Origin of the sequence: uncultured Marinobacter sp. (genome assembly GCF_913055835.1) — a bacterium.
Classification (GTDB): domain Bacteria; phylum Pseudomonadota; class Gammaproteobacteria; order Pseudomonadales; family Oleiphilaceae; genus Marinobacter.
The window spans coordinates 1-26,484 of the sequence record NZ_CAJXKQ010000022.1 but is presented as its reverse complement, the minus strand read 5'-3'; the positions used below and the strand labels follow the sequence as shown (position 1 = coordinate 26,484).

The following is a 26,484-nucleotide window of genomic DNA, read 5'->3' as shown; positions in this document are numbered from 1 at the left end:
GAATGTATGGGGCGGAAAAGGTTCCGGTCTTGCTGAGGTCACTATAGCAGAGCATGTCTGATTCGCAGGGCCAACACCGTCAATGGCAGTTTGACTGGCGGTTGCTGGTCTTCAGCGGCGTCTTCCTGCCCATACTTATAGGCCTCGGTGTCTGGCAGCTGAATCGGGCGGAAGAAAAACAGCTTCTGCTGAACCAGTGGCAGCAGGAAGCTGAAAGCCGGGCCTGGCAGGACATGGTGTCCGGTGATCTGACCCGTGGTCGGCCTCTGACACTGACGGGTATGTACGGAAGCCGAAACTGGCTGCTGGACAACCGGACCCGTGATGGCATCCCGGGTTATGAAGTCCTGACAGAGTTTCGTCCTCTGGAAGGGCCGCCGGTGGTGGTTAATCGCGGTTGGGTTCCGGCACCGCGCACCCGGGACCAGCTTCCGGAACTGGCAACGCCTGAAGGCATTTTCACGCTGGAAGGCCGGATCAGCGACTACCCGGTACCCCCAGTCCTGATGGATCAGCCGGAGGCAGAGGGTCAATGGCCCCGGCGGGTACAAAGTCTCTCTGAGCGGGCTGCGCGGCAGGAGATCCCGGAACTTCCCGGCAAAATCGTACGACTTTCAGGGGAGCGCCAGCCGGGGGCTTACCAGGCGGATTGGGAGCCAGACATGATGGGACCACAAACCCATTACGGATATGCCACGCAGTGGTTTGCGCTGGCCGTGGCGCTGACTATATTGACGGTAGTGGCGAGTTATCGAAAGACAGGAGCCAATAATGACAATGACAATGGCTAACCGGATATCCGACCAGGAAAAGAACGAAGGGCCAACCCCGGAACAGGCCCGTCGGGGCCGCCGCACAGCGTTCCTGCTGTTTGCGCTCGGTTTTGGGCCCATGATTGTCGCAACCATCATGTTCTACACCGGCTGGTTGAACCCGGCGGGTCACACCAACAACGGCGTTCTGCTCCAGCCCGTGGCGCCGGTATCGACACTCAACCTTGAAACGGCTTCCGGCACACCGCTGGCGGAGCGCTTCGGTCCGGATAAAGCTGACCCGGACTGGCTGATGATCGTGTCCGCTGGACAGTGTGGCAGCCAGTGTGAAGAACTGCTCTACCTGGCCCGGCAGGTGAATATTGCCCTCGGCAAGAACGCCAATCGCGTCTCCCGGGCAGCGGCACTCGGCAGTGTACCTTCGGATCTCCAGGCGCGGTGGTCTTCCGAATACAGCTCCATGGAACGTCTCGTGCCTGCGGCCGGTACCCAGCCCAACTGGCCACCCGGCATCAACCCTGAAGCCGAGCCCCGCATCCTGCTGGTTGATCCGTTTGGCAACGTGATGATGCATTACGGTTCCGAGCACACCGGCAAGGATATGCTGGAGGACCTGAAACACCTGCTCAAACTGTCGCAGATCGGTTAATGGCCAGAGCGGAGAGTCAGCCTTGAATCAGTCACCTGTTTCCCCATCCACGGCAGCCCACAAGATGGCAAAGTGGGCAACCTTTGCCGTTTTACTGGCGGTTGTCGTGATCATGCTGGGTGCCTGGACCCGCCTGGTGCACGCGGGGCTCGGGTGTCCTGACTGGCCGGGGTGCTACGGTTTTCTCACGGTGCCCCAGAGCGAATCGAACATTGCTATCGCGAATGCGCGTTTTCCCGATACGCCGGTGGATGTGCATAAAGGCTGGCCCGAAATGATCCATCGCTACGCCGCCGGAACCCTGGGACTGGTGGTTTTCGGGTTGGCGGGCTATGCCGTTCGCCACCGGCGAGAAGGTGTTCCTGTGAAGCTGCCGTTGTTTATTGCCGGATTTATCATCCTGCAAGGCGCCTTTGGCATGTGGACGGTGACCCTGAAATTATGGCCGCAAGTGGTGGCACTGCATCTTCTTGGTGGCTTTACCACGCTGAGCTTGTTGACCCTGCTGACTTTTCGATTGCGACGGCAGGCCAGGCAAAAACGGGATCAGGAGCCACCGCCAACGACTGCATTGGCGGGTTTCCGCCCCTGGCTGTATGGCGGACTGTTCCTGGTGGTAATGCAGATTGCGCTGGGAGCCTGGACAGCGGCCAATTACGCGGCCGTTGCCTGTACCGACCTGCCCACCTGCCAGGGACAGTGGTGGCCCGAGGGTATGGATTTCCGCCACGGCTTTGATGTCACCCAGCACGTAGGCCCCAACTATCTCGGTGGCCAGCTCACGGCAGACGGGCGGGTTGCCATCCATGTTACCCACAGGCTCGGTGCCATGGTGGTGCTGGTCTATTTCACGGCATTGCTGGCACTGATGTGGCGGCGACGCGGGGATACGGGACTGGACCCCGCCATCAAGCTGGTGGCCGTTGTCTTGAGTGCCCAGATCCTGTTGGGGCTGGCCAATGTCATCTTCCATATTCCCCTGTCCATCGCCGTGGCCCACAACGCCATGGGAGCGGGACTTTTGTTGTCGGTGATTCACCTGATCTGGCAGCATCAATTGTTACCGAAGCCACATAGCGCCAAGGCACCACATACAACAACAATGAACCAGGAGGTTACGGCATGAGCGAGCAAGTGGAAGCACTGCCGGCCCAGGCTATTGCGAGCGATTCCAACACATCCATTTCCTGGCGTGACTATCTGGAGCTGACCAAGCCCAGGGTGGTCGCGCTGATGATCCTCACCTCGGTGATCGGCATGCTGCTGGCCGCGCCGGGCGTGCCCGGTTGGGGCGTGTTGATATGGGGTAATCTGGGTATTGCCCTTCTGGCGGGCGCGGCCGCGGTGGTCAACCATGTGGTGGACCAGAAAATCGACACGGTTATGGCCCGGACCCGCAAGCGGCCGGTAGCCACCGGCAAGATTGCCCCCATGGACGCCTTCCTGTTTGCGGCCATTCTCGCCAGCGTGGGCATGGCGGTGCTCATGTGGCAGGTGAACCACCTCACTGCCTGGTTGACCCTGGCTTCCCTGGTCGGTTATGCCGGTGTCTATACCCTGTTTCTCAAGCGGGCCACGCCCCAGAACATCACTATCGGGGGGCTGGCCGGTGCCATGCCGCCGCTGCTGGGCTGGACCGCCGTCACCGGCCAGGTCGAGGGCCATGCCCTGCTGCTGGTGCTGATCATCTTTGCCTGGACTCCGCCGCATTTCTGGGCACTGGCCATCCACCGCAAGGAAGAGTACGCCAAGGCGGGCATTCCCATGCTGCCGGTCACCCATGGCAACAAGTTCACCGAGCTGCACATTCTGCTTTACACGCTGATGTTGCTGGCGGTCAGCCTGCTACCTTTTGTCACGGGCATGTCCGGCGGAATTTACCTGGTGGGCGCCCTCGCCCTTGGCCTGCGCTTCCTGCAGTACGCTGTGCGGCTGTTGAAGGGTGATGACCGGCGGGTAGCCCTGAATACCTTCAAGTATTCCATCACTTACCTCATGGCTCTGTTTGTGGTATTGCTTGTGGATCATTTTGTATTCTTCTGAGTCAGAGAGTTGACGCAGGCTGGGATGGCTTTCCGAAACACGCTGTGAATACGTCCGTGTACGCTCGGCTCCGCCATCCCTGGCTCCGCACGGTTTCGGAAAGCCATCCCAGCCCGCTTATCTGACCTTTGAATTGGACGGTCCATGAAAACTTCCAGCTCTATTCGCCTCACTCTGTTTTTCCTGCTGTTAATCGTCGTTCTGATCTTTGGACTGGTTGTCGGACGACAGGTGTTCCTGGTGGGCAACGAGGAACCGATTCCGGCGCCTGAGCTGACGGAGTTCAATACCTATGTCTATGATCAGCCTCGGCAATTGGCAGAGTTCACGCTGACGGATGAGAACGGTGAAACGGTCACCCGGGAAAGCCTGAGGGGCCGCTGGACTTTTGCGTTCGTCGGCTACACCAATTGCCCGGATATCTGCCCTGCGGCCATGGCCAACCTGCGCCAGACCGACAAGCTGCTTTCGAAGGAACTGCCCCAGCCGGATTACCTGCTGGTGAGTGCGGATCCCGAACACGACACCCCGGAAAAGCTGAAAGCCTATACTGATTTCTTCGGTGAGAACTTTCACGGTTTGACCGGTGATCTAGAGACCCTTCGGGAACTGGCCAAAAGCCTGAGTGCGGTATTTGTGCACCGGGAGGTGGACGGCGAGTTGTTGGTGGATCACAGTGGCCACTTCGCCCTGCTGAATCCCGATGGCGAACTTGCTGCGGTGATCCAGCCGCCCCATAATCCGCACAACCTGGCCGAGACTTTCGAGCGGATCTATCAATGGGCGAAGGCCAACCGTGACCGGGTAAGCTCCTGACGCCCTGAAAGCCCGGAACCGATGCTCCCGATCGATGCCATTCTCCCAGAGCTGCAAGCAGCCCTGGACCAAACCAGTACTGTACTCCTGCAGGCCCCGCCAGGTGCCGGCAAAACCACCCGTGTGCCCCTCGCTCTCCTGAATGCGTCCTGGCGAGGTGATGGCAAGATCCTGATGCTGGAACCCCGTCGCCTGGCGGCCCGGTCTGCGGCGCGATTCATGGCGCGGCAACTCGACGAGAACCCAGGCCAGACCGTCGGCTATCGCACACGGCTGGACACGCGGGTGTCTGCTGGTACCCGCATTGAAGTGGTGACCGAGGGCATCCTGACCCGACTGATCCAGGCCGATCCGATGCTGGAGGACTACGCGGCGGTCATCTTTGATGAATTCCACGAGCGCTCGCTGCAGGCCGATCTTGGTCTTGCCCTGGTTCGGGAATCCCAGCAGGCCCTGCGGGAGGATCTACGACTGCTGGTGATGTCGGCCACCCTGGATACCGCACCCATTGCCAGGGTGCTGGGAGACATCCCGGTCATTACCAGCGAGGGGCGGGCGTTCCCGGTAGAGGTGCTTTACCGACCGGCGCCCCGCAACAGCCGAGTGGTGGATCAGGTAACGACGGTGGTCCAGGACGCTTTGAGGGACCAAGCCGGTTCCCTGCTGGTGTTCCTGCCCGGTGCCGGAGAGATCCGCCGGGTTGCGCAGCAGCTCCGGGGAAACCTTCCGGACCATGTATTGATCGCACCGCTTTACGGAAACCTGAAATCGGAACAGCAGGATCAGGCCATCTCACCGCCGCCTGAGGGCAAACGCAAGGTCGTGCTGGCCACAGCCATTGCTGAAACCAGTCTGACCATCGAGGGGGTCCGGGTGGTTATCGACAGTGGCCAGCAGCGCCGGGCGGTGTTTGATCCCAACAGTGGCATGACGCGATTGGTGACCGGCCGGGTATCCAAAGCCTCCGCGGAGCAGCGCAAGGGCCGGGCTGGTCGGGTGGAGCCGGGAATCTGTTACCGACTGTGGAGCGAATCGGAACAGTTTGGACTGGCCGATTACACGCCTCCGGAAATTCTGGAGGCTGATCTGGCGCCGCTGGTCCTGGAGTTGGCCCAGTGGGGCGCCCGGGAGGCCAAGGCCGTTGCCTGGATCGACGAACCCCCGGCGGCCCATTGGCGACAGGCGGTGACCTTGCTGCAGTGGCTGGACATGCTCGATACGGACGGAGCGATCACGGATCACGGCAAAGCGGCCCGTGCACTGGGCATCCACCCGCGCCTGGCCCATATGGTGCTGAGAGCCAGCGCTGTCGGGCTTGGAGGGCCTGCCGCTGCACTGGCTGCCCTGCTCGAAGAGCGGGACCTTCTTGGCCCCGGCGCCGGAGCAGATATGCACGAGCGGGTTCGAGTGTTCTACGGGGAGCGACGAGATCGCGCCCAGGATGTCGCCCGGCTGAAGGCCGTGCGCCAGTCGGCCAGCCGGATTTCCGGATCGCAGCCGGCTGACACGCAGGTACCGTCGGAGACGGAGGTTGGGCGGTTGCTGGCCCTGGCCTATCCGGATCGTATTGCCCGCCGGCGACCCGGCAAGGCGCCAAGGTATCAGCTCAGCAATGGCAAAGGCGCGGCGCTGAGAGAGGATGATCCCCTGGCCCGGAACGACTGGCTGGTGGCGGCCGAGCTAGACGGTCGGGCCAGGGAAGCGAGCATTTACCTGGCTGCTCCGGTGGATATCCCGGATCTGGAACTGGACCTGTCTGATCACATTCACGAGTCCGAGGAGGCGCTCTGGGACGACAGCCAGGGCAGGATCGTGGCGAGACGCGTGCGAAAACTGGGTGAGCTGGTGCTGCAGGAAACACCGATTGCCCATGTGGATCCGGAACTGGTCCAACAGGGCCTGGTCAACGCCATCCGGAAAAAGGGTCTGGACAGTCTCCCCTGGAATGACGACAGCCGCCAGTGGCGGGCCCGCGTGCGGTTGCTCGCAGAAACTTTCCCGAGAGATGGCTGGCCGGACACAACCGATACTTCCCTGCTGGAAAATCTGGAACAGTGGCTTGGGCCCTTTCTGGTTGGCATGAATCGCTGGTCCGATCTGGTTAGGGTTGACCTGCTGCTGGCGCTGAACAGTCTGCTTGACTACCCGGCCCAGCAGCAGCTGCAAGCCCTGGCGCCAACGCACCTGACGATACCGACCGGACAACGGGTGCGCCTGGACTACACCGCCGACAATGGCCCGGTTCTGGCGGCCAAGCTGCAGGCCCTGTTCGGCTGGACAGAAACCCCGGCCGTGGCCGGCGGGCGGGTACCGGTGGTGATCCATCTGCTGTCACCGGCCCAGCGGCCTCTGGCGGTTACCGCGGATCTGGCCAGTTTCTGGCGCAACGCCTATCCCGAGGTACGCAAGGACATGCGTGGCCGATACCCCAAGCACCCCTGGCCGGAAGATCCCTTCACCGCCGAGGCCCAGCAGGGCACGAAAAAACGCCCTGCTCGCTGATCCGTTGGCTGACCAGCGAGTGCGGCACCAACTCGAAGTAGACGTTCCGGGGGCTTATCCATTTGCCTTCAGGGGCGTTGAGTTCGTCTACCGGCATTTCCTCGAGTTCAACCGCCCCGGAGTCTGCGTCGCTGTTGCGGAAGCTGTCGGCCAGAACCCAGAAGGGCTTTCCGGCGGCCCGGGCTGCCAGGGCCAGCAGGTGGGTGCCGCTTTTGTTGATGAAATAGCCGTCGGACAGCCAGGTATCGCATCCAGTGACCACCACATCAGCCTCGGAGACAAACAGGCCCATCTGGGCATCGGTAATCAGCATGACGGGTACTGAGAGATCATCGAGGGCACGGGCCAGGGAATGGCCCTCGAATCCCGGGCCGCTCTGGGTACAGATGACAGAAAATGACTGGTGTTCTTCGGCCATGCTCCGGAATAGCGCCAGGACCACAGAGCTGGCACTGTGGGTCATAATCACGGGGGCTGTCGGCAATTGCTCGCGGGCGGACCGGGCAATGGTGGTGGTGGCGTTCTGTAACTGATTCCGTGTGTCCAGGAGAGCCTGTCGCGCGGCACGCGGATCTCTGGCCAACCGCTGATCGACCATGCCCAGGGCGTTGCCAATCACGATCATATTCGGGCGGGCAGCCCGGAGCTCTGCCAGCAGCCGGGAAACGGTCTTGACATCCGGCCTGACCTCGTCCAGGTAGGACAAGAGTTCGCCGAGGGTATTCAGTGCCAGCTGAGTGGCACCAGACTGCAAATCTTTCCGTACCCCGGCCAGAATAGCCCGTGCCCTGGGATCAAGTCCCTGCATTCTCTCTGTCCCTTTGCCTCGCTTGATTCAAGGGTAGCAGGATCAAGGCTTTTTCGTGATTAACGGGTAGTGAAAATACCGCTTGCCAGAACCCCAGCCCTGTATAAAATACGCGCAATTCAACCCTCGAGTGCGCAGTATCCATGCACCTTGTTTCCTTCGATATTTTCCGGACCCTGGGCTTTCCCAACACCACCGTTCTCAAGCCAGACCAGTTTCTGCGTCATAAAGAACTGTTGCGGGAGGCAGACTGGGTACTGTTCCCCGAATACTGGCAGCTAAATGCCCTGGTGCACGGTCTCAAATGCCGGGTGTTTCCAAGCGAAGCCAGCTACCGCATCGGCCACGACAAGGTTGAAATGACCCGCGCATTCCAGGCGGTCGCGCCGGAGCACGCACCCTGGACGATGATCGAGGCCAATGGCCCGGTGGAACGGGATATGATCTGGGACACCATGTCTCATCCGTTCGTGGCAAAGCTACCGAAGGCCAGCATGGGCGAGGGCGTCTGGCTGATCGAAACCCGCGAGGACTGGCGCCGCTACTGCGATCGGACCGATGTGCTCTACGCTCAGGAATACCTGCCTCTGGACCGCGATGCCCGTATTGTGGTGGTCGGTGACAGGGTGCTGACGGCCTATTGGCGCACCCAGGCTGATCAGGGCTTTTACAATAACGTGGCCCGCGGCGGTCGCATTGATACCAGTCCGGTTCCAACGGTAATGACCGATCTGGCGTTGAGGCTCGCCCGGGAGCTGGGTGTTGATCACGCAGGGTTTGATATTGCCCTGGTGGAAGGCTATCCCTACGTCCTGGAGTTCAACCGGCTTTTTGGCAATCAGGGACTCGGTCAGGGTACCGAATTGCAGGAGGCCATCCTGGGCTATCTTCGCGAACAGACTGCGCCGGAAGACCCGGATGGGCCCACGGAGCCGACGCCACTCTGGCCGGTGGCTGTCTGAGACTTTTCCCGCACGATTTCATGCCATTGGCGTTGCTTTCGTCGTTCATTACTTATGGGTAGATATGCTCATATCCGGGCCTGAAAAAAAGCCCGATGATCGCGCCATCTGACGGGTGCTGCAGCCTTGCTGTGGCGCCTTTTTTTATGCCTGTTTGCCCTGTGGAGGGACACACCACCCATGACCGAAGCCGCTAACGCCAACATCGCCGACTACTACGAAGCCGACACGTTCAAGCGCATCAAGGACTTTGCCGACGGCAAGGAAACCCCGTTTGTGGTGATTGATACCGCAACGATTAACCGTCAGTACGACGAGCTGATCGAGGGTTTCCCCTACGCCAAGGTGTACTACGCGGTAAAGGCCAACCCGGCGCCGCAGATACTGACCATGCTGCGTGACAAGGGTGCCTGTTTCGATATCGCGTCGGTGTACGAGCTGGACAAGGTGATGGCCCTGGGCGTGAGCGGTGACCGGATCAGCTACGGCAACACTATCAAGAAGGCGAAGGACATTCGTACCTTCTACGAGAAGGGCGTGCGTATGTTCGCTACCGACTCCGAAGCGGACCTGCGCAACATCGCCAAGGCGGCTCCGGGCTCGAAAGTGTACGTGCGCATCCTGACCGAGGGTACTCTGACGGCCGACTGGCCGCTGTCCCGCAAGTTCGGCTGCCAGACCGACATGGCCATGGATCTGTTGATTCTGGCCCGTGACCTGGGCCTGGTGCCTTATGGTGTGTCTTTCCACGTCGGTTCCCAGCAGCGGGAAATCGGTGCCTGGGACGCGGCCCTGAACAAGGTGAAGGTGATTTTCGAGCGCCTGAAGGAAGAAGACGGCATCGAGCTGAAGATGATCAACATGGGCGGCGGTTTTCCGGCCAACTACATCACTCGCACCAACGAGCTGAAGGTGTACGCCGAGGAAATTGCCCGTTTCCTGCACGAGGATTTCGGCGCCGATCTGCCGGAGATCATCATCGAGCCGGGCCGTTCGCTGATTTCCAACGCCGGCGTTCTGGTGAGTGAGGTGGTGCTGATTTCCCGTAAATCCCGCACTGCCCTGCACCGCTGGGTGTTTACCGATGTGGGCAAGTTCTCGGGTTTGATCGAGACGCTGGATGAGGCGATCAAGTTTCCGATCTGGACGGAGAAGGCGGGCGAAGGCGAGGACTGTGTGATTGCCGGGCCGACCTGTGACAGTGCCGATATCATGTACGAGCACCACAAGTATCCGTTGCCGTTGAATCTGGCCATCGGGGATCGGATGTACTGGTTGTCTACCGGTGCCTATACCACGACGTATAGCGCCATTGAGTTTAACGGGTTTCCTCCGTTGAAGGACTACTACATTTAAGTTCTGAGTCTGGCCGCGAAGCGGGGAAGCTTTTTCTTCTGGGAAAAACAACTCGCTTCGCTCAGACATTTTTTCCCGGCAGAAAAAGCTTCCCCACTCCACGGCCGCTCGGGCTTTATTCGGGGAGTCCGCGAGGATTAGGGGTCAGAAGAACGCTTTCTTCTGACCCCGTTTTCAGCGTTTAAAGGATCAGCTTTCGGGCTGGTCCTTTTTTCGTTTCAGGTCGAGGGTAAAGGCCAGGGGCAGGACCAGGAGGCTGTAGGCGATGATGGTTAGGATCGCGTGTCTCGCATCGCCGGTCCAGTCGGCGATGAGGCCGCCGAGCATGGGCACGGAGAAGGCCATGGTGTAGCCCACCAGGAAAGTGCCTGCGGACAGGCGGCCTGTTTCCGAGGATGAGACTACCTGGGGTGGGAGGGCGACCAGGAGGATGAGCAGTATGCCGGCCGTGAGGCTCATCAGGGTGGCGCTGGCGATGGACCACCATCCGGTGAAGGTAATGGCGCCGAGGGTGCCGAGGATGCTGATGCCGGCGGTAACGATGATGACCGAGCGACGCCCGACCCAGTAGCGGGCCATTTTCAGCATGGTCAGGGAGGCGAAGACCTGGGCGATGTTGTACCAGAACAGGGCTTCGGAGAGCTTGTCGAACTGGCTCTGTTGCTCCATCAGGTTGCCCATGTAGGCGTTCAGGCCGAAGAACATGGAGCCGGAGAGGCCCAGCAGCAGGCCGATTTTGAGGGTGAGCGGGTTGCTCCAGTCCGGCAGCCAGGAGACTTTGCCTACCGGTCTGGCCCGGTCGCGTCTGGGCAGGTAAAGCGCGGCAGCAACCAGCAGGGCCGGCAGGGACCAGGCCAGTAGGGTGGCCCGCCAGCTGTTGTCCAGCAGGGGCATGAGTACGGGCAGGGTGATGCCGGCGCCGATGAATTCGCCCATCAGCATGCCGTTCATGTAGATGGCGGAGCCGAGAGCCAGATGGTGGGGTTCCAGCCACCGAGGCAGCAATGCCGGAAGAGCGGGCTGCATCATGGCGACACCCAGGCCCATGACGGCACTGGCGAGCATCAGGGTGAAGGTGTCGGGCACCAGGCCGCGGCCGGCGGAGCCAATAACCATGATGACCATGGCAAGCGCCAATGTATTGCGTGGTCCTATCCGGGCAATGGCCAGGGAGCCGGGCATGGAGCCGATGGCCAGCATCAGGATAGGCAGGGTGGTCAGGGCGCCAGTGAGGGCCTGGGTCAGTGCCAGCTCGTCGCTGATGAATGGCGCCAGGGGTGGCGCGACCAGTACCGGTATGCGCAGGTAAACGCCGGCCAGCCAAAGCAACACCGCCACCGGCAGCAGCTTGGCTGGCGGTGGCGGTGTGGTCGCGGCCTGGTGTTCAGCCACGGTCAAAACGAATCAGTCTTCGCCGGTATCAGGCAGGTAGGCGCCGTCTTCGTCGTGGACTTCACGGCCGGTTACCGGCGGATTGAAGGCACAGATCAGGCGCATGTCCTCGGTGCCACCGTAAAGGGTGTGCTGGTCATGCTTGTCGAGTGCGTAAAGGGTTCCGTCGGTGATTTCGTGGGTTTCACCGGTCGTTTTGTCCAGGATCTTGCCGTTACCGGCAACGCAGTAGACAGCTTCCAGGTGATGCTTGTACCAGAGGTTCAGTTCGGCGCCGGCCGGTATGATGGTCTCGTGGAAGGAGAACCCCATGCCGTCTTTTTTCAGCAGCATACGGCGGCTGGTCCAGCCCGGTCCGTGGACTTCACGCTCGGTACCGATGATGTCTTGCACTCGTACGATTTTCATTCGCATTCCTCATTTTGTGATGGAATAGCCTTTAAGTATAAACATCGTTTTCAGTTGCGGTTCAACCGCCAATCGTCGTAAACGGTCATGGCCTGTTCGATCGAGTTAGCGAATTTTTCCCGCTGATGTTCATCCAGAGGGCGCCGTTTCCGGCTTTTGTCGAAGGCTTTCTGAATCTGTTGCCGGCTCGATTTTTCCAGGCGTTCGAGCCAGTGATGGTCTGCCGGCTCAAGGTCCAACAGGTCGCGGCCAGCGTGATTTCGGTGGGAGATGTGCCACCAGTGATCCACCGCCCTTCCTAATACAACATAGCCGAACTGGCTGTCCTGTACAGGACCGAAGGTGGCGGTTTTCAATCCGTCCCGGAGCACGCCGATGTTCAGCGCTGGTAGCGCCAGCCTATCGCCGTAGAAATAACTGCCGGCGGCACCGATCAGGCCGCCCACCAGAGCGCCGGTTCCGAGGGAGGAGCCGAAGGTCAGTGCGTCGATACCGGCACCGCTGACGGCGCCCGCGCCGAAGCCGGCGGTGGCCAGGTAGCGCTTGCTGACAGCCCAGGCTTTGCGGCTGTCTTCCGAGAACAGGTCGTGCTCACTGTGCCACTCCAGTTCGGCTTCCTGACGGCGGATACGCTGGTGCTGGTACAGGTGTTCGATATCCACACGGAGGGTCTGTTCCCGCTTCCTCTGATGGCGGTACCAGTTCCTTCGTAGCTGGTCCGCCAGCGAATCGTCACTGGTCCCGGCAGCCTGGCCAGCGGTCAGGGTGCGTTTCTCCTGGAACGACATCATGTCCTCGAGTGCCCTGGCGATCAGTGCGGCGGCCTGTTGGCGGCGCTGTTGACGCTGGGCGGACAGGTAGTGAGTGGCCTGCTCCAGTGGCGCTTCCCAGTCGGGTTCCAATTGTCCGAACGCCCTTAAAAGCCCCAGATGTTGTTCGAACGGGGCGCGAACAGCGTCGAACCGGCGAACAACCTGAAAGAACTGGCCCAGTGCGGCCTGCCAGGTTTCGCTGTAGTCGTCGGCGCCGATGCTGTTAATCAATGCCAGACTCGGGCGGCCGGTCCAGCGCAGGATGGTCATTTCCGCCTCGTGCTCGGCGCTGTAGGGCACCGAGCCGTCCACCACGTAAATGATCCCGGCACCCTCAATGAGGGGCATCAGAAGCTCGCACTCGTCGGTGAACCGGCCATCGCCCTGATGCTGGGTAACAAAGGCTCTGACTGTGTCCCCGTGGTCGGAGGCGGAAACACTGTGGGCCTCCAGCCATTCCAGTACCCGGCGCGGACGCTGGAAACCGGGGGTGTCCACCAGGGTATAGAGGGTTTGCCCGTCCACTTTCAGCGGATAGGCCTGGTGCTTGCTGGTGGTGCCGGGTTCCAGGGCAATGGCAATAGCATCGTTCTGGGACAGGGTGGCCACGACACTGGACTTGCCCTTGTTCGGGTGCCCGACTACGGCAAACGTGGGCGCTTGAATCATGGTTGTTTCCCGACCGTTGAATAGGGATCCCGCAGCTGGAAGGAGGGCAACGATACCTGAACAAACTCACTTCCAACCCGCTCGGCAAAACGGAGCCAGGGCTGAACCTGGTGGGCATCGGGCTCCTGGTTGCTGTCCGCGGCCAGGGGAACCAGCGCGACCCGGGAGCCATTGGGCCAGATGCCACGGGCTGTCTCCAGGAAATCCTGCAGTTCACCAGTGGGGGGCTGCCAGCAGCGCACCAGCAGAATGACCGCATTGGAACGGTTGTTCAGCTGCCCCGCGATCCGGCGGAGCGTCTGGTCGTCCTCTGACAGGCTGGCGCTGCCGCCGGCCGGAAGCACGAGCTGTTTGCCTGACCGAAGGGCCTCTGGCAATTCCGGTTCCCCGGCGCCCGCCCAGCACAGGAGAATGTCACTGTCGGGCAGTGGCCGCACATTGCTTCGGGCGCTGGTGTCCGGCAGGTCGTCGGCATCATGGTGGCTGTTACCGGTGTCCAGGGCGGGTGTTTCCATGCGATACATCAGGGCGTGCATGGCCGGATGACTGGCCAGCAGGCGACGGGCCTTCTGTCGTGTCTGCCCTGCGGCCAGGCCCCAGAGAATGAGACGTGGCAACAGCACCCAAACTGTCCACAGCATGGTGACAAATGGCCACCACTGGCCCCACAGGGCCGGGTCGGGACTTGCCGCCGGGTCTCCGGCCCGGAAAAAGCGCGTTGCTTCGACCAGGGCAAGATCCGGGGCGGCTGCCGGCCAGGCCCAGGCCCAGGGGGTGGCGACCGTGCTTATCAATCCGTGATAGCGCGCGGCAGCGGTGTCCAGTGTAGTGCTCCAGCCGAAGGCGAGATCCTGAACAACGACCATGGCCAGCAGGGTGATCAAACCGGCAGTGGCGAAAACCGTACCGCCCAGGTGCGCCGCCCTGGCCATCAGGAGTGGCTGGAGTTTGTTGAACATTCCAGGGCCAGATTCGGCCCCGAGCCGCCGCCCCAGCCAGCGCCAGGGCTGCCATCCCGCGAGGGATTGCAGGGTGGTGAACAGGGCGAGCACCAGGTGCAGAGCTGTGAAGGCCAGAAAAACCGTGATGTTGATGCGTTGGCCTCCATCGTAGAACAGCAGGCCGGCCATGGTGAGCACGCCTGCAATCAACCCGACCGCGGAAAAACCAGCAGCAACCCGACGCCAGGTTGCCAGGGTTCGGTCGGTGGATGCAGGGGTGGACCGAGGTCCGCTGAGTCGATTCAGGTGGGCCAGCCAGCGGGCGGCGTTCGGGGCCACGCCCTGCTCTTCACACACCAGTGCGAACTTGCGGTCCCGGCGATGCAGGAAGGTGGGAGGCTGTGATCTGTCCCGCTGCACCTGGCTGTCAAATTCCAGCAGCAATCGGAGGGGGCTGTCGGTCATTCAGGGTTCCGGTGTCGAATTCGGTCTGTCGGGCCCTTTGGGCTTTAGTGCTAGGATATAGGGAGACCTGCACCTGATACCAGACAACGAGAGTCCATGCCCCATCATCTGATGAACCTGCGCCATGTACCTGATGACGAGGCCGAGGAAATCCGGGCTCTGTTCGATGCCCACGAAGTGCCCTATTACGAAACGCCGCCAAGCCGCTGGGGCATCAGCATGGGCGGTTTCTGGGTGCACGACGACGATGAGGCGGCCCGGGCCAGGGCGCTGCTGGACGAGTATCAGCGGCAACGTTATGAAACCCAGCGGCGGGCTTACGAGGAGCACCTGGCCCGGGGTGAATCCGGCGGTTTCTGGTTCATGCTCAGGCAGCGGCCAATCCGGACCCTGGCGGCCTGTATTGCCATTCTGGTGATCATGGGCCTGAGCCTGCTGCCGTTCATCCGGATCGGGTAGCGTTCTGGAAATCAGTGACTTTTCTTGCGATCGAGGAACGCGATTGCCTCGTCAACCGCATCGCCGGCCGTCAGAAAGCTGGTGACATGGCCTCGCAGGTGCATTTCGTAAAGTTCGCTGTATACCTGATGACTCGCGAGAACGTTCCGGAAACGTTCGGCCTGGCTGAAGGGTACGAGCATATCCACGGTGCCGTGAAACAGGAAAAAGGGCGGTGCATTTGCCGTGATATGCCTGATCGGTGAGGCTTTTCGATAAGTGTCCGGCATCTCCTGCTGCTCTCCACCCAGGAATTCCCGGATCAGCTTGCCCGAACCAAACGCCATGAGGTCGGAGGGCAGTCCGCCGGCGACAACAGCTTGCAACCGGGACTCCGGCCCGCCATAGGGTTGGTTCAGCTCGCTGTCGGAGCTTGCCACCACCGCAAGCAGGGCAATTAGATGGGCGCCGGATGAAAACCCAAAACCGCTGACTTGCTCGCGGTCGAGGTGGTACTCGTCGGCATGCTCGTTCAACCACTGGCGGGCCATCTGTAGATCGTGCAGCTGCGCCGGAAAGGTGTATTCCGGTGCAAACCGGTAGTCGATGTTCAGCACCGCGAAACCGCGGCCGGCCACTTCTTCCGCGATCCAGGTCATGTCTTCCCGGGACCGTCGCTGCCAGCCACCCCCGTGAACCATCAGGACCACCGGATACCGACGCTCTGAGGCGCTATGTTCTGGCAGGTAAAGATCGGCAAACAGGCGTTCGGGCCAGTTATCGGGGGAGAACTGTACATTGCGCTCTACCTGAAAAGACTGCTCTACCGGTAACGCCGCGCTCTCTGGTCCATTGTGGTGGGTCGCGCAGCCGGCCAGAACCAGCAGGCTGCCAATGACCCCGGCCAGTCCACCCCATCTGGCCCCTGTTCGGTAACCGGGCACTGGGATCTCCTTTTTCATTCAGGCGGATTGAAGTGTTCCGAGAGAGTTACGACGGGCCGATAGTGATGGATGTCGGTGCGGGTCGGATTACATTGTTCGGACTCCATTGTCCGACATTCAGTACAGTGTCCGGATTTAAGGACAATCTGTACAAAGCACGCAATGGACGTGCTTTTCGATGATTGCAGGTCGCAGCGCTGTCCGGAAATCCGGAATAATTCTTTCAAGTTCAAGTAAGTGGTAAATGTAGTTTATATAAATCAGTAACATAGCCAATTGGCACAGGATCCGCATGGCGTTCCCGGGGCCTGGCTCGAGGCCTGGTCTGTTCGTTTACAACAACAAACAAGGAACGATCATGAAACGAATAATGCTCTGCGCCCTGATCGGCGCCACGGGGATGACCCTCACTGCCTGCAAGGATGGAAAACCACCCTTCAACGAGATCCCTGACTTTATCCAGGGCGACATAAACCAGACCAGCTACGACGGTGTTACCGATGACCTGTTGACGGCAGGCCTGGGTGCCAGCGGCCTGGCCACTTCGCCCGCACCTGCATTTGCAGACCCTCTGAACCCTACAACTGCAGAACTCCGTCGGTTGGCGATTTACAACAATTACCGCGCGTTGGTGGATACCGCTCCCGGCGGCGGCTACGGCACGTTCTTTGGCCCCCAGGTGGGTACCAGCGGTGAAGGCCTGATTCCGGGCGACGAATACATTGCCTACATGGCGGTGCCGGGTACCGACGTGCCGGTGACGGTCATGGCCCAGGTGCCCGATAGTTTTGATCCTGATCGCCCCTGCATGGTGACGGCGCCGTCTTCCGGCTCCCGTGGCATCTATGGCGCGATTGGCACCGCCGGCGAATGGGGGCTTAAAAAAGGGTGTGCCGTTGTCTACACGGACAAGGGCACCGGGACCGGCTCCCATAACCTGGCCACCAACAACGCCCAGCGCATTGACGGCACGCTTACGTCTGCGGATGAGCCAGTGCAGTTCCGGGCTGACCTGACGGAGCAACAGCGCGCAGACTTCAATAGTGCCTGGCCAGACCGTTTTGCCTACAAGCACGCCCACTCCAAAGCCAACCCGGAAGCGGACTGGGGCCTTCATGTGTTGCAGTCCATTGAATTCGGCTTTTACGTGCTCAACGAAAAGTTTGGTCGGGAATTGGGCAACGGCGAAACGTTGCTGACCATCAATCCAAAAAATACCGTGGTTATTGCCTCCAGTGTGTCCAATGGCGGTGGTTCTTCCGTTCGCGCTGCTGAGCAGGACACGCGCGGACTGATTGACGGTGTTGCGGTGTCCGAGCCCAACGTGAACCCGCAGGTGGACCGAAGCTTCACCATTCGCCAGGGCGAAGGCCCGGTTATTACCGAGCACAGCCGCAGCCTGCTGGATTACACCACGGCTCTTGCCGTTTATCAGGGCTGTGCCAATCAGGCACCGGCGATCCGGGACGATGCGCCATTGAATGCCACCTTCAATCCCCCCGCAATTGGCGAGAATATCTGTAATTCCTTGGCCAACAAGGGCCTGGTGAGCGGCGCCACTCTGGATGACCGGGCTACCGACGCGCTGCGCATCCTGAACGAAGAGTTCGGTATTCAGCCTGAGCAGAATCTGCTGGCGCCCGTGCACTTTGGTCTGGCGGTGGCTCAGAGCATTTCCATGACCTATGCCAATGCCTATGGCCGGACCGGTGTCGAGGATCGGGTCTGTGAGCTCAGTCTGGCGGCAACCGATTCCGCCGGAGCCGTGACCCAGTTGGCGCCCGCTGCAGAGGCGGCATTGTTCTCGGTCAGCAACGGCATCCCGCCGTCAGCCGGGGTGAATATCGTGTACGATGGCGCCGATGGTCAGCCCACCAACCTGCCTGCCAGTGCTTCACCAAGCACCAATCAGTTGGACTACGGCCTGGATGCACTCTTGTGCCTTCGTAGCCTTGCCCAGGGCAGCGACGCCATTAGCGGAGCCGATCTGGAAGGTGCCGATGCCGAGCTGGCAGCGGCCATTGCCGGGGGTATTGCCGAGGTCCGTGCCTCGGGTGATCTGCAGGGCAAGCCGACAGTCTTTGTCACCGGTCGTGCCGATGCGATCCTGCCGATCAACCACACGTCCAGGCCCTATTTTGGCCTGAACCAGCGAGTGGAAGGGAAGAAAAGCAACCTCCGGTACTACGAGATCCTCAACGCCCACCACCTGGATGTGCTTAATGGTTTCCCGGGCGTTGCTGACCGCTATGTGCCGCTGCACCACTACTATTTCCAGGCGCTGGATCTGGTCTGGGCCAAGCTGACCGAGAAGCAGGCATTGCCGCCAAGCCAGGTGGTTCGCACTGTGCCTCGGGGCGACATCGCGACACCGCTGGCGGAAGTCAATCTGCCGGCGATCAATGCCGAACCGGATGCCGCAGACAGGATTGTCTTTGAAGACGACCAGGTCCGGATTCCGGAATAAACGTGCCACCGGCCGGCCTGTTATCGGGCCGGCTTCGTTTGCCCCCGGTACGGGGGCCCCATATACTTCCGTGACTGCACCCGGCCTGCCGGGTGCCAGGGTTAATACCATGAACGACATTCGACCCGTTGGTGCGCGGTACATGACAGAGCTGTTTTCCGACAAGAACAAGAGTGGCCTGACCCGGGACCTGATCGAAGCGCTGTTTCCGATGTTCGAGGAGGCCAGTGCCGGTGCGATTGCGGTCGACAGGAATGCCCGGATTACCTGGATCAACAGCAGTTATTCCCATCTGCTTGGCCTCGGCGATCCGTCACGGGTCATCGGCAAGCCGGTGCGTCAGGTGATTCCCCAGACGCGTATGCCGGAGGTCGTGGAAACCGGCAAGCCTCTGTTGTTGGATATCATGGAGCACAATCAGCAGCAGCTGGTTGTGACCCGTCTACCCTATTTTGACGATGACGGCGAGATCGTGGGCGGGGTTGCGTTTGTCCTTTACGACGACCTGCAACCTCTGACACCGCTGGTGTCCAAGTACCGGCGGCTGCATCAGGACCTGGCGGCGGCCCGTAAGGCTCTGGCCAAGAAGTCCCGGGGCACCCGCTACAGCCTTGGCGACTTTGTCGGGGCAAGTCCGGCGGCGCTGGAAGTAAAGCGAAGGGCTCGTCTGGCGGCCGGGCGCGACATGCCGGTGCTTCTTCTGGGGGAAACCGGCACCGGCAAAGAGGTGTTGGCCCAGGCCATTCATACGGTCTCGGTCCGGGCCGAGAAACCGTTTGTGGGTGTCAACGTCGCAGCCATTCCGGATAACCTGTTGGAAGCCGAGTTCTTTGGGGTTGCGCCGGGAGCCTACACCGGTGCCGACCGTCGTACCCGGGACGGCAAGTTCCAACTTGCCAATGGTGGCACGCTGTTTCTCGACGAAGTGGGTGATATGCCGCTGCCGTTGCAGGCGAAGCTGTTGCGTGCGCTTCAGGAAGGCGAGATTGAGCCGCTGGGATCCAACAAGGTGGTTCCGGTGGATGTCCGGGTAATTGCCGCCACCAGTCGAAATCTGGAAGTCATGATTGCCGACGGTGAGTTCCGGTCGGATCTCTACTACCGCCTTAATGTTCTCGAAATTCCGATTCCACCGCTGAGGGACCGCCTGGCCGATCTCGGGGTGCTGTGTGAGGCCCTGCTGGAAGAGATTTGTGAGGGGCTTGAGCTGCGCGGTGAAATTACCGATGCCGGTGTATCCGCCCTGGGAAGTTATGACTGGCCGGGCAATATCCGGGAACTTCGGAATGTGCTTGAACGGGCCCTGACCATGGGCGAGGAGGGCGGCCTGCTGGATGCAGACGCAATCTTCAAGGTCTTGCCGCGCAATGGAAATCGCCCGGTATCCTCCCTGACGCCGCAACCAGTCCGGCCGCTTTCGCAGACCCTTGCAGAAGCTGAAGCCCATGCCATCGAGGAAGCCCTCGTTGCCAGCCGTGGCAATCGCACCCGGGCGGCGAAGCTGTTGGGCATTTCCAGATCGGTACTTTACGAAAAACTGGCCCGACTGTCCTGAAATCCGGACGCATGTCCTGTTGTCCGTACAATTACGTACGACTGAGGTCTTAGTGTGTCCTGGTTTCCGGACATTTAAGGGCGCACCCTCTCCTGGCCTTTTCTCCAAGCCATTGAAATAGAATATAAAAAGTATTCTGGCACAGTGCCTGCAATCTCCGGTGTGCAGGACGTCAGAACAATGCAGAGAACAAGACTGACGCTAACTGTTGGACCCACAGATTTATCTTGTCCGTCTGTTCCTGCGTTCTCTGACTATACTCAGATCAGGCCCCGGCTATCCGCGCCAGGCCAGATACAATAACAATGCTAGGAGACTTGCCAATGAAACTTCTCAAGGCTCTCACCGGTGTGGCCGGTGCGATCGCTCTCACCACGGGCTCTGCGTTTGCCGACGATCTGCGCTGGAAGATGCCCGTAGCCTTCGCTACCAACCTTCCGGGCCTCGGTTCTCCCGCTGCCTGGGTGGCAGACAACCTCACCACCGCTTCCAATGGCAGCATCCAGGTCCGTGTCTATGAGCCGGGCAAGCTGGTTCCGCCGTTCGACATCCTGCAGTCCGTGTCAGACGGTAAGGTATCTGCCGGCTACACCTGGATCGGGTATGACCAGGGCAAGGTGCCTGCGATTCCCCTGTTTGCCGCTGTTCCCTTCGGTATGAAGCCACCGGCCTACATCGGCTGGTACTACTACGGTGGCGGCCATGAAATGCTGCAGGAAACCTATGCCAACAAGGGCTTCAACGTACACGCACAGCTGTGCGGTATCATCGGGCCCGAAACAGCGGGCTGGTACTCTGAGCCCATCGAAACTCTGGAAGACTACCAGGGCCTGAAGATCCGCTTCGCCGGCCTGGGTGGCAAGGTTCTCGAGAAACTGGGCGCTTCTGTCACCATGATGCCCGGCGGCGAGCTCTACCAGGCACTGGAGAAGGGCACCATCGATGCCACCGAATTCTCCATGCCCGCAATCGACCAGATCCTCGGCTTCAACCAGGTGGTCAAATACAACCTGTTCCCGGGCTGGCACCAGCAGTTCACCGCCCAGTACATGCTGATCAACCAGGACGAGTGGGATCGTGCCACTGAAGCCCAGAAGGCACTGGTTGAGGCTTCCTGCACCGCGGCGACCACTCGCGGCCTGGCTGAAGGCGAGTACAAGAACGGCAAGGTTCTGGCCGAGTTCCAGGACAAGGGCGTTCAGGCCGACCAGATCCCCCGAGACGTTCTGCTCAAGCTGAAGGAAGTAACCCAGGAAGTGCTTGAGGAAGAGGCGGCTAAAGATGCCGACTTCAAGCGGGTCTATGAAAGCCAGCAGGAGTTCATGGAATCCTACAAGGTGTGGGACACCCGGGCTTATGTACCGGCGGACCTGTAAGGTTCGGGGCTGACCCTGAGTACCGGACCCGGTTCCGGTGCTCTTCGATTTAGTCTGGATGGCCCTGCGGGGCCATCCTTGTTTCACGGCAGGCTTTCTGAACGAGGAACTGTTGTATGGCAGTGTCTGATAAAGGCTCTCCGCCCGAGGTGCATGCGTCGGCGTCGGACGCCGGTCAATTTATTCATCACCACACCGAGTTTCCTACCACCCGTTTGAGCAAGGTTTTGGACGGTGTGATTTCTGCGATAGGTAAAAGTGCGTCCTGGCTCTGGTTCGTGGTCACAGGCGTGATCATTTACGCGGTGGTCGGTCGCTATGCCTTTGGCATGGGCTCGGTCACTCTGGAGGAAGTCCAGTGGCACCTCGCCGGGGCCGGATGGTTGTTGGGGCTCGGCTACACCCTGGTAACCGATGATCATGTCAGGGTGGATGTCATCCATGAGCGCCTCTCGCTCAAGGGCCAGGCCTGGATTGAACTGTTTGGACTGGTGTTACTTTTGCTGCCGTTTCTGGTGTTGGCGGTCTACGAAATGATTCCCTATGCGGTGAGCTCCTGGGAGCAGGGCGAGACCAGTCAGGCACCTGCGGGACTTCCCTACCGCTGGATCCTCAAGGGCATTCTGGCGCTGTCGTTCGGCCTCCTGATTGTTGCGGCCCTGTCCCGTCTGCTGAAAGTTACCGCTTTGCTTTTCGGCTTTCCGAAGCCAATCCGGGTCGAATCCGGTGAGAACAAGAAAGAGGATGCGTCCTGATGGAGCTTGAAACCCTATTTGTAATTGGCATGTTCCTCACGTTCGGGGCGCTGTTGATGACCGGTTATCCGGTTGCCTGGGTATTGGGTGGCACCGCGGTTATCTGGACCGTTGTTGGTGTGGTTGCTGTTGAGAATTTCGGTGCCAATCTCTGGTTCGATTACCAGTCCTCCATGGGTCTTGTGCCCGAACGAATATGGAAGGTGGTAAGCAGCGAGACCCTTGTCGCCCTGCCCATGTTTATTTTCATGGGCATTATGCTTGACCAGTCCGGTGTAGCTGAGCGCCTGATGAATAGCATGGTGAAGCTGTTCGGCGCTGTTCGTGGTGGTTATGCCGTTACAGTTATCGTGATCGGCGTATTGCTGGCCGCGACCACCGGAATTATCGGTGCCTCTGTGGTGCTTCTGGGCATGTTGTCTCTGCCTGTGATGATGGAGAACAAGTATGACAAGGGATTTGCCGTGGGTACGGCCTGTGCCACGGGAACCCTGGGTATTCTGATTCCCCCTTCCATCATGCTGGTTCTGATGGCGGATCGCCTGGCGGTTCCCGAAGCATCGGTCGGTGATCTGTTCATGGGTGCCTTCTTCCCCGGCCTGATGCTCGGTGCCATGTACGTGGCTTACGCGATTATCCGCCCGATGCTGCAACCGAACATTGCGCCGGTGCCGGCGGGTACCGAGAAAGTGAGCTGGGCCATCGTCTGGGAAGTTGCAAAGGCCGTGGTACCAACAGCCGCGCTGATTCTGGGTGTGTTGGGCTCCATCTTTGCAGGTATAGCTACGCCAACGGAAGCTTCCGGTGTGGGTGCCCTGGGCGCTCTGCTGTTGGCCCTGATGTCTGGCCGGCTGAACCTGAACGTACTCAACTCCTCCATGCAGCAGACCACCCGAACGGCTGCGTTTATTTTCGCCATCTTCCTCGGTGCGACCGCGTTCTCTGTCGTTTTGCGGGGCCTGGGTGGCGACCAGGTGATTGAAGATGCCCTTCTGGGTCTGCCGTTCGGACCCTACGGCGTTGTGCTTACCATCCTGTTTGGTGTTTTCCTGCTGGGCTTCTTCCTGGATTGGGTCGAGATCACCCTGATTATCCTTCCGCTGGTGGCACCAGTGGTGCAGCAGCTCGGTTTTGATCTGGTGTGGTTCACCATCCTGTTTGCCATGTGCCTGCAGACATCCTTCCTGACGCCGCCGGTCGGATTCGCGCTGTTCTACATCAAGGGTGTGGCGCCGCCGGAGATCAAGGTCACCGATATTTATCGTGGCGTTATTCCGTTCATCATCATCCAGCTGGTAGCTCTGGCCATCGTGTTCGTGGTGCCGGAAATCGCGACCTGGCTGCCGAGCGTGGCTTACGACTAAGGAGAAAATAATAATGCGTCTGGATAACCGGATTGCCCTGATTACCGGTGCTGGCCGTGGCATCGGTCGGGCCATTGCCGAGGCTTATGGCCGTGAGGGGGCCAAGGTCGCTGTGGCTGATCTGACTCTTGAGACGGCACAGGAAACGGTCGCCGCCATTGAGCAGGCCGGCGGCACCGCCATCGCCCTCGAAATGGATGTCACCAACGAATCTGCAGTTGACGTAAACGTCAATTATGTGGTTAAACAGTGGGGTGGCCTGGACATCGCCATCGCGAACGCGGGCATCCAGCATATCGACCCGGTGCACAAGCTTGCCTATTCCGATTGGCGCAAAGTCATGAATGTGCATCTCGATGGTGCCTTCCTGGTGACTCGCGCCGCTCTGAAGCACATGTATGACAGCGGCGGCGGCACGATGCTCTACATGGGGTCGGTGCATTCTCTGGAAGCATCACCTCTGAAATCGCCCTATGTGGCCGCCAAGCACGGCATGCTTGGGCTCTGCCGGGCGGTGGCGAAAGAGGGTGCGGAACACGGGGTGCGGAGCAACATAATTTGCCCCGGATTCGTGCGCACGCCTCTGGTGGACAAGCAGATTCCTGAACAGGCCAGGGAGCTGGGCATTTCCGAAGAGGAAGTGATCAGTAAAGTTATGCTCAAGAACACTGTGGACGGCGAATTTACCACTCTGGAAGACGTGGCAGAGTTGGCGGTTCATCTGGCTGCATTCCCCTCTGCGGCTTTGACTGGCCAGTCCATCGTGGTCAGTCACGGCTGGCATATGCAGTAACATTCAGGAGATATGGATGAGCAATGAAGAACAATCACCGGTAGTCTGGTCTCCGTCGGAGGACACCCTGGCCAATTCCCGCATGGGCCAGTTCAAGTCATGGCTCGAGCAGCAGGGCTTTGGACCGTTTGCCGACTACCACGCACTGCACCAGTGGTCCATTGATGAGCTGGAGACCTTCTGGCAGAAAGTCTGGGATTACTGCGGCCTGATCTGCGATACCCCGGCTGAAAAAGTACTGGGCAAACGGGAAATGCCGGGCGCCGAATGGTTCCCGGGCATGAAGCTGAACTTTGCCGCCAACCTGCTCCGGCTGGCGGACGGTGAGCATGCCGACCGGGAAGCGGTGGTGGCCTACTGCGAAACCCGCCCGGTCCTACGTAGGACCTACGCTCAACTCAAAGCGGACGCGGGCGCCCTGGAAGCCTTCCTGCGTGACAAGGGTATTCAGCAGGGTGATCGTGTGGCCGGTGTTGTTACCAACGGCTATGAAGCCCTTGTTGGTATGCTGGCTGCGACAAGCATGGGGGCCATCTGGAGTTCTGCCTCCCCCGATTTCGGCATCGGAGCCATTCTTGACCGCTTTGGCCAGATTGAACCTTCAGCGTTGATCGTGGTGAATGGCTACGGCTACGGCGGCAAGGTATTCGCCCGCCAGCAGGACTTCGCAGAGCTGATTGCCGGATTGCCTACTCTCAAATCAGTGGTCAGTGTCCAGCAATTGCCGGACGAGGCTCCGATTGCCGGAGACCTGGTTTCCACCTGGGAAGACGTACTGGCCTACGGCACAGGGAATGCACCCTCGTTTACGCCGCTGCCCCCGGATCACCCGGTCTATATCCTGTATTCCTCCGGTACCACCGGCAAGCCCAAGTGCATCGTTCACGGCAACGCCGGCCTGCTGGTCAACCACGCCAAGGAACTGATGCTGCACGGCGACGTGGGGCCCGAGGACCGTTTCCTGTACTTCACCACCTGTGGCTGGATGATGTGGAACTGGCAGGCCTCCGCCCTGATGACCGGGGCGGCCGTGATCACTGTGGATGGCTCGCCGGGTTATCCAAGCCTGAACTTCCTTTGGGACACCGTGGCGGAAGAGAAAGTCACCCACTTCGGCACCAGCGCGAGATTTATTGCCGGCTGCCGCAAGGCCGAACTGCAGCCTGCAAAAACCCTGGATCAGAGCAAGCTGCGGGTGGTGTTCTCCACCGGCTCACCGTTGTTACCGGAAGACTATGACTGGGTATACACCGACGGCGCCCCCGGCGCCCTGCTCGGCTCCATTGCCGGTGGCACCGACATCTGCGGCTGCTTCGTGGGCTCAACGCCGCTGCTGCCCGTTCGTCGCGGCGAGATCCAGTGTCGCTTCCTCGGTGTTGATGCCGTGGCCTACGGCGACGACGGCCAGCCGGTCAGCGAAGGCCGGGGCGAACTGGTCTGCCGCCAGCCGCTGCCCTCCATGCCGGTCAGCTTCTGGCAGGACCCGGGCGACGAACGCTACAAGGACGCTTACTTCAGCACCTTCCCCGGTGTCTGGGCCCACGGTGATTTCATCGAATTCACCGAACACGGCGGCGCTATCATCTACGGCCGCTCTGACGCCACCCTGAACCCGGGCGGCGTTCGAATCGGCACCGCGGAAATCTACCGCCAGGTCGAAACCGTCGCCGAGGTTAAAGACAGCCTCGTGGTGGGACGCCAGATCGACGGCGATGTGGAAGTGGTGTTGCTGGTGGTTCCGGCCGATGGCCAGGCCATCACCGATGACCTGTTGAAACAGCTCAAGAGCCGAATCCGCGAGGGGGCAAGCCCACGGCACGTTCCCCGGCACATTGTGCAGGTGAACGACATTCCGTACACCCGCAGTGGCAAGAAGGTGGAGCTGGCAGTGGCCCGTTTGATCAACGGTTCGAAAAAGGCGGACAACCGGGATGCCCTGGGTAATCCTGAGGCGTTGGATCATATTCGGGAGCGGTTGGCTGAGGTTGGGTTGTTGCCCGATTGAAGGGCTGAAATCTGAGGGTGGTTGTCGGATTACGCCGTTGGCTAATCCGACCTACTGTTTGCGGGTGATTTTGTTGACAATAACTAGCCTGCTAGGGTCTCGAAATTGGCCGTGGAATACCACTGAGCAGTCGGATAAGCGGGGCGGGTGAGGCCTTCCAAAACTGTGCGGAGCCATGGATGGCGGAGCCC

The 26,484-nt window shown here is 60.2% G+C and carries 22 protein-coding genes; 16 read left to right on the top strand and 6 right to left on the bottom strand.

Annotated elements, in window-relative coordinates; all coding sequences use genetic code 11:
* Positions 1–53: 53 nt before the first annotated feature.
* The 6 genes from QZ534_RS12605 to hrpB all read left to right on the top strand — a co-directional run bounded on the left by QZ534_RS12605 (position 54) and on the right by hrpB (position 6,783).
* Entirely contained in the window at positions 54–791 is a 738-nt protein-coding gene (locus QZ534_RS12605) for an SURF1 family protein (protein WP_296934820.1), read from the top strand.
* Complete coding sequence (locus tag QZ534_RS12600) at positions 784–1,422, top strand: hypothetical protein (protein ID WP_296934855.1); 639 nt, start codon at positions 784–786, stop codon at positions 1,420–1,422. Before QZ534_RS12605 ends, QZ534_RS12600 begins: the two co-directional genes overlap by 8 nt.
* 64 nt (positions 1,423–1,486) lie before the next feature.
* Entirely contained in the window at positions 1,487–2,548 is a 1,062-nt protein-coding gene (locus tag QZ534_RS12595) for a heme A synthase (protein WP_296934854.1), read from the top strand.
* A complete protein-coding gene (cyoE, locus tag QZ534_RS12590; protein WP_296934819.1) occupies positions 2,545–3,465 on the top strand; it encodes a heme o synthase in 921 nt (306 codons plus the stop codon). Before QZ534_RS12595 ends, cyoE begins: the two co-directional genes overlap by 4 nt.
* A 144-nt stretch (positions 3,466–3,609) precedes the next feature.
* Complete coding sequence (locus tag QZ534_RS12585; RefSeq protein WP_296934818.1) at positions 3,610–4,281, top strand: SCO family protein; 672 nt, start codon at positions 3,610–3,612, stop codon at positions 4,279–4,281.
* Positions 4,282–4,302: 21 nt separating this feature from the next.
* A complete protein-coding gene (gene hrpB / locus QZ534_RS12580; protein ID WP_296934817.1) occupies positions 4,303–6,783 on the top strand; it encodes an ATP-dependent helicase HrpB in 2,481 nt (826 codons plus the stop codon).
* On the opposite strand, the gene QZ534_RS12575 is transcribed toward hrpB, so the two are convergent.
* Positions 6,737–7,591, bottom strand: coding sequence for an initiation factor 2B (locus QZ534_RS12575; protein ID WP_296934816.1), 855 nt, complete (start codon positions 7,589–7,591; stop codon positions 6,737–6,739). The genes hrpB and QZ534_RS12575 overlap by 47 nt on opposite strands.
* 143 nt (positions 7,592–7,734) lie before the next feature.
* Here QZ534_RS12575 and QZ534_RS12570 point away from each other — a divergent pair, with 143 nt between their 5' ends.
* Entirely contained in the window at positions 7,735–8,553 is an 819-nt protein-coding gene (locus tag QZ534_RS12570) for a hypothetical protein (RefSeq protein WP_296934815.1), read from the top strand.
* 180 nt (positions 8,554–8,733) lie between these two features.
* The gene (locus QZ534_RS12565; protein ID WP_296934814.1) at positions 8,734–9,909 is read left to right on the top strand and encodes a type III PLP-dependent enzyme; all 1,176 of its coding nucleotides are present in this window, start codon (positions 8,734–8,736) and stop codon (positions 9,907–9,909) included.
* 189 nt (positions 9,910–10,098) lie between these two features.
* Here QZ534_RS12565 and QZ534_RS12560 read toward each other — a convergent pair whose 3' ends face one another.
* Genes QZ534_RS12560 through QZ534_RS12545 form a run of 4 tightly spaced genes read right to left on the bottom strand, consistent with a single transcriptional unit; the run spans position 10,099 to position 14,596 of the window.
* Positions 10,099–11,301 (bottom strand): CynX/NimT family MFS transporter, encoded by a 1,203-nt coding sequence (locus tag QZ534_RS12560; RefSeq protein WP_296934813.1) that lies wholly within the window; start codon positions 11,299–11,301, stop codon positions 10,099–10,101.
* Positions 11,302–11,313: 12 nt separating this feature from the next.
* The gene (locus QZ534_RS12555; protein WP_296934812.1) at positions 11,314–11,709 is read right to left on the bottom strand and encodes an ectoine synthase; all 396 of its coding nucleotides are present in this window, start codon (positions 11,707–11,709) and stop codon (positions 11,314–11,316) included.
* Positions 11,710–11,759: 50 nt separating this feature from the next.
* Positions 11,760–13,190, bottom strand: a complete 1,431-nt coding sequence (locus QZ534_RS12550) for a GTPase/DUF3482 domain-containing protein (protein ID WP_296934811.1) — start codon at positions 13,188–13,190, stop codon at positions 11,760–11,762.
* Positions 13,187–14,596, bottom strand: coding sequence for a DUF2868 domain-containing protein (locus tag QZ534_RS12545; RefSeq protein WP_296934810.1), 1,410 nt, complete (start codon positions 14,594–14,596; stop codon positions 13,187–13,189). Before QZ534_RS12545 ends, QZ534_RS12550 begins: the two co-directional genes overlap by 4 nt.
* 96 nt (positions 14,597–14,692) lie before the next feature.
* Here QZ534_RS12545 and QZ534_RS12540 point away from each other — a divergent pair, with 96 nt between their 5' ends.
* Complete coding sequence (locus tag QZ534_RS12540) at positions 14,693–15,055, top strand: DUF6164 family protein (RefSeq protein WP_296934809.1); 363 nt, start codon at positions 14,693–14,695, stop codon at positions 15,053–15,055.
* A gap of 11 nt (positions 15,056–15,066) precedes the next feature.
* On the opposite strand, the gene QZ534_RS12535 is transcribed toward QZ534_RS12540, so the two are convergent.
* Positions 15,067–15,978, bottom strand: coding sequence for an alpha/beta hydrolase (locus QZ534_RS12535; RefSeq protein WP_296934808.1), 912 nt, complete (start codon positions 15,976–15,978; stop codon positions 15,067–15,069).
* A 358-nt stretch (positions 15,979–16,336) separates the two neighbouring features.
* Between QZ534_RS12535 and QZ534_RS12530 the strand changes: the two genes are divergently transcribed.
* From QZ534_RS12530 to QZ534_RS12500, 7 genes are all read left to right on the top strand, one after another.
* On the top strand, positions 16,337–18,445 hold the full coding sequence (locus QZ534_RS12530) for a 3-hydroxybutyrate oligomer hydrolase family protein (protein ID WP_296934807.1): 2,109 nt from the start codon (positions 16,337–16,339) through the stop codon (positions 18,443–18,445).
* Positions 18,446–18,554: 109 nt separating this feature from the next.
* Complete coding sequence (locus tag QZ534_RS12525) at positions 18,555–20,000, top strand: sigma 54-interacting transcriptional regulator (protein ID WP_296934806.1); 1,446 nt, start codon at positions 18,555–18,557, stop codon at positions 19,998–20,000.
* A gap of 323 nt (positions 20,001–20,323) precedes the next feature.
* Positions 20,324–21,376, top strand: a complete 1,053-nt coding sequence (locus tag QZ534_RS12520) for a TRAP transporter substrate-binding protein (RefSeq protein WP_296934805.1) — start codon at positions 20,324–20,326, stop codon at positions 21,374–21,376.
* Between the two features lie 116 nt (positions 21,377–21,492).
* Complete coding sequence (locus QZ534_RS12515) at positions 21,493–22,131, top strand: TRAP transporter small permease subunit (protein WP_296934804.1); 639 nt, start codon at positions 21,493–21,495, stop codon at positions 22,129–22,131.
* Positions 22,131–23,495 carry a TRAP transporter large permease subunit gene (locus tag QZ534_RS12510; protein WP_296934803.1) on the top strand — a complete coding sequence of 455 codons (1,365 nt, stop codon included), beginning with the start codon at positions 22,131–22,133 and terminating at the stop codon, positions 23,493–23,495. The genes QZ534_RS12515 and QZ534_RS12510 overlap by 1 nt, the downstream gene beginning before the upstream one ends.
* A gap of 13 nt (positions 23,496–23,508) precedes the next feature.
* Positions 23,509–24,288 (top strand): 3-hydroxybutyrate dehydrogenase, encoded by a 780-nt coding sequence (locus QZ534_RS12505; RefSeq protein ID WP_296934802.1) that lies wholly within the window; start codon positions 23,509–23,511, stop codon positions 24,286–24,288.
* A 16-nt stretch (positions 24,289–24,304) separates the two neighbouring features.
* On the top strand, positions 24,305–26,293 hold the full coding sequence (locus QZ534_RS12500) for an acetoacetate--CoA ligase (RefSeq protein WP_296934801.1): 1,989 nt from the start codon (positions 24,305–24,307) through the stop codon (positions 26,291–26,293).
* Positions 26,294–26,484: the final 191 nt, after the last annotated feature.

What these genes read in the sequence shown, in the direction of transcription:
- QZ534_RS12605 (WP_296934820.1), top strand. Translation starts at nt 54, where the DNA reads ATGTCTGATTCGCAGGGCCAACACCGTCAATGGCAGTTTGACTGGCGG.
- QZ534_RS12600 (WP_296934855.1), top strand. Translation starts at nt 784, where the DNA reads ATGGCTAACCGGATATCCGACCAGGAAAAGAACGAAGGGCCAACCCCG.
- QZ534_RS12595 (WP_296934854.1), top strand. Translation starts at nt 1,487, where the DNA reads ATGGCAAAGTGGGCAACCTTTGCCGTTTTACTGGCGGTTGTCGTGATC.
- cyoE (WP_296934819.1), top strand. Translation starts at nt 2,545, where the DNA reads ATGAGCGAGCAAGTGGAAGCACTGCCGGCCCAGGCTATTGCGAGCGAT.
- QZ534_RS12585 (WP_296934818.1), top strand. Translation starts at nt 3,610, where the DNA reads ATGAAAACTTCCAGCTCTATTCGCCTCACTCTGTTTTTCCTGCTGTTA.
- hrpB (WP_296934817.1), top strand. Translation starts at nt 4,303, where the DNA reads ATGCTCCCGATCGATGCCATTCTCCCAGAGCTGCAAGCAGCCCTGGAC.
- QZ534_RS12575 (WP_296934816.1), bottom strand. Translation starts at nt 7,591, where the DNA reads ATGCAGGGACTTGATCCCAGGGCACGGGCTATTCTGGCCGGGGTACGG.
- QZ534_RS12570 (WP_296934815.1), top strand. Translation starts at nt 7,735, where the DNA reads ATGCACCTTGTTTCCTTCGATATTTTCCGGACCCTGGGCTTTCCCAAC.
- QZ534_RS12565 (WP_296934814.1), top strand. Translation starts at nt 8,734, where the DNA reads ATGACCGAAGCCGCTAACGCCAACATCGCCGACTACTACGAAGCCGAC.
- QZ534_RS12555 (WP_296934812.1), bottom strand. Translation starts at nt 11,709, where the DNA reads ATGAAAATCGTACGAGTGCAAGACATCATCGGTACCGAGCGTGAAGTC.
- QZ534_RS12550 (WP_296934811.1), bottom strand. Translation starts at nt 13,190, where the DNA reads ATGATTCAAGCGCCCACGTTTGCCGTAGTCGGGCACCCGAACAAGGGC.
- QZ534_RS12545 (WP_296934810.1), bottom strand. Translation starts at nt 14,596, where the DNA reads ATGACCGACAGCCCCCTCCGATTGCTGCTGGAATTTGACAGCCAGGTG.
- QZ534_RS12540 (WP_296934809.1), top strand. Translation starts at nt 14,693, where the DNA reads ATGCCCCATCATCTGATGAACCTGCGCCATGTACCTGATGACGAGGCC.
- QZ534_RS12530 (WP_296934807.1), top strand. Translation starts at nt 16,337, where the DNA reads ATGAAACGAATAATGCTCTGCGCCCTGATCGGCGCCACGGGGATGACC.
- QZ534_RS12525 (WP_296934806.1), top strand. Translation starts at nt 18,555, where the DNA reads ATGAACGACATTCGACCCGTTGGTGCGCGGTACATGACAGAGCTGTTT.
- QZ534_RS12520 (WP_296934805.1), top strand. Translation starts at nt 20,324, where the DNA reads ATGAAACTTCTCAAGGCTCTCACCGGTGTGGCCGGTGCGATCGCTCTC.
- QZ534_RS12515 (WP_296934804.1), top strand. Translation starts at nt 21,493, where the DNA reads ATGGCAGTGTCTGATAAAGGCTCTCCGCCCGAGGTGCATGCGTCGGCG.
- QZ534_RS12510 (WP_296934803.1), top strand. Translation starts at nt 22,131, where the DNA reads ATGGAGCTTGAAACCCTATTTGTAATTGGCATGTTCCTCACGTTCGGG.
- QZ534_RS12505 (WP_296934802.1), top strand. Translation starts at nt 23,509, where the DNA reads ATGCGTCTGGATAACCGGATTGCCCTGATTACCGGTGCTGGCCGTGGC.
- QZ534_RS12500 (WP_296934801.1), top strand. Translation starts at nt 24,305, where the DNA reads ATGAGCAATGAAGAACAATCACCGGTAGTCTGGTCTCCGTCGGAGGAC.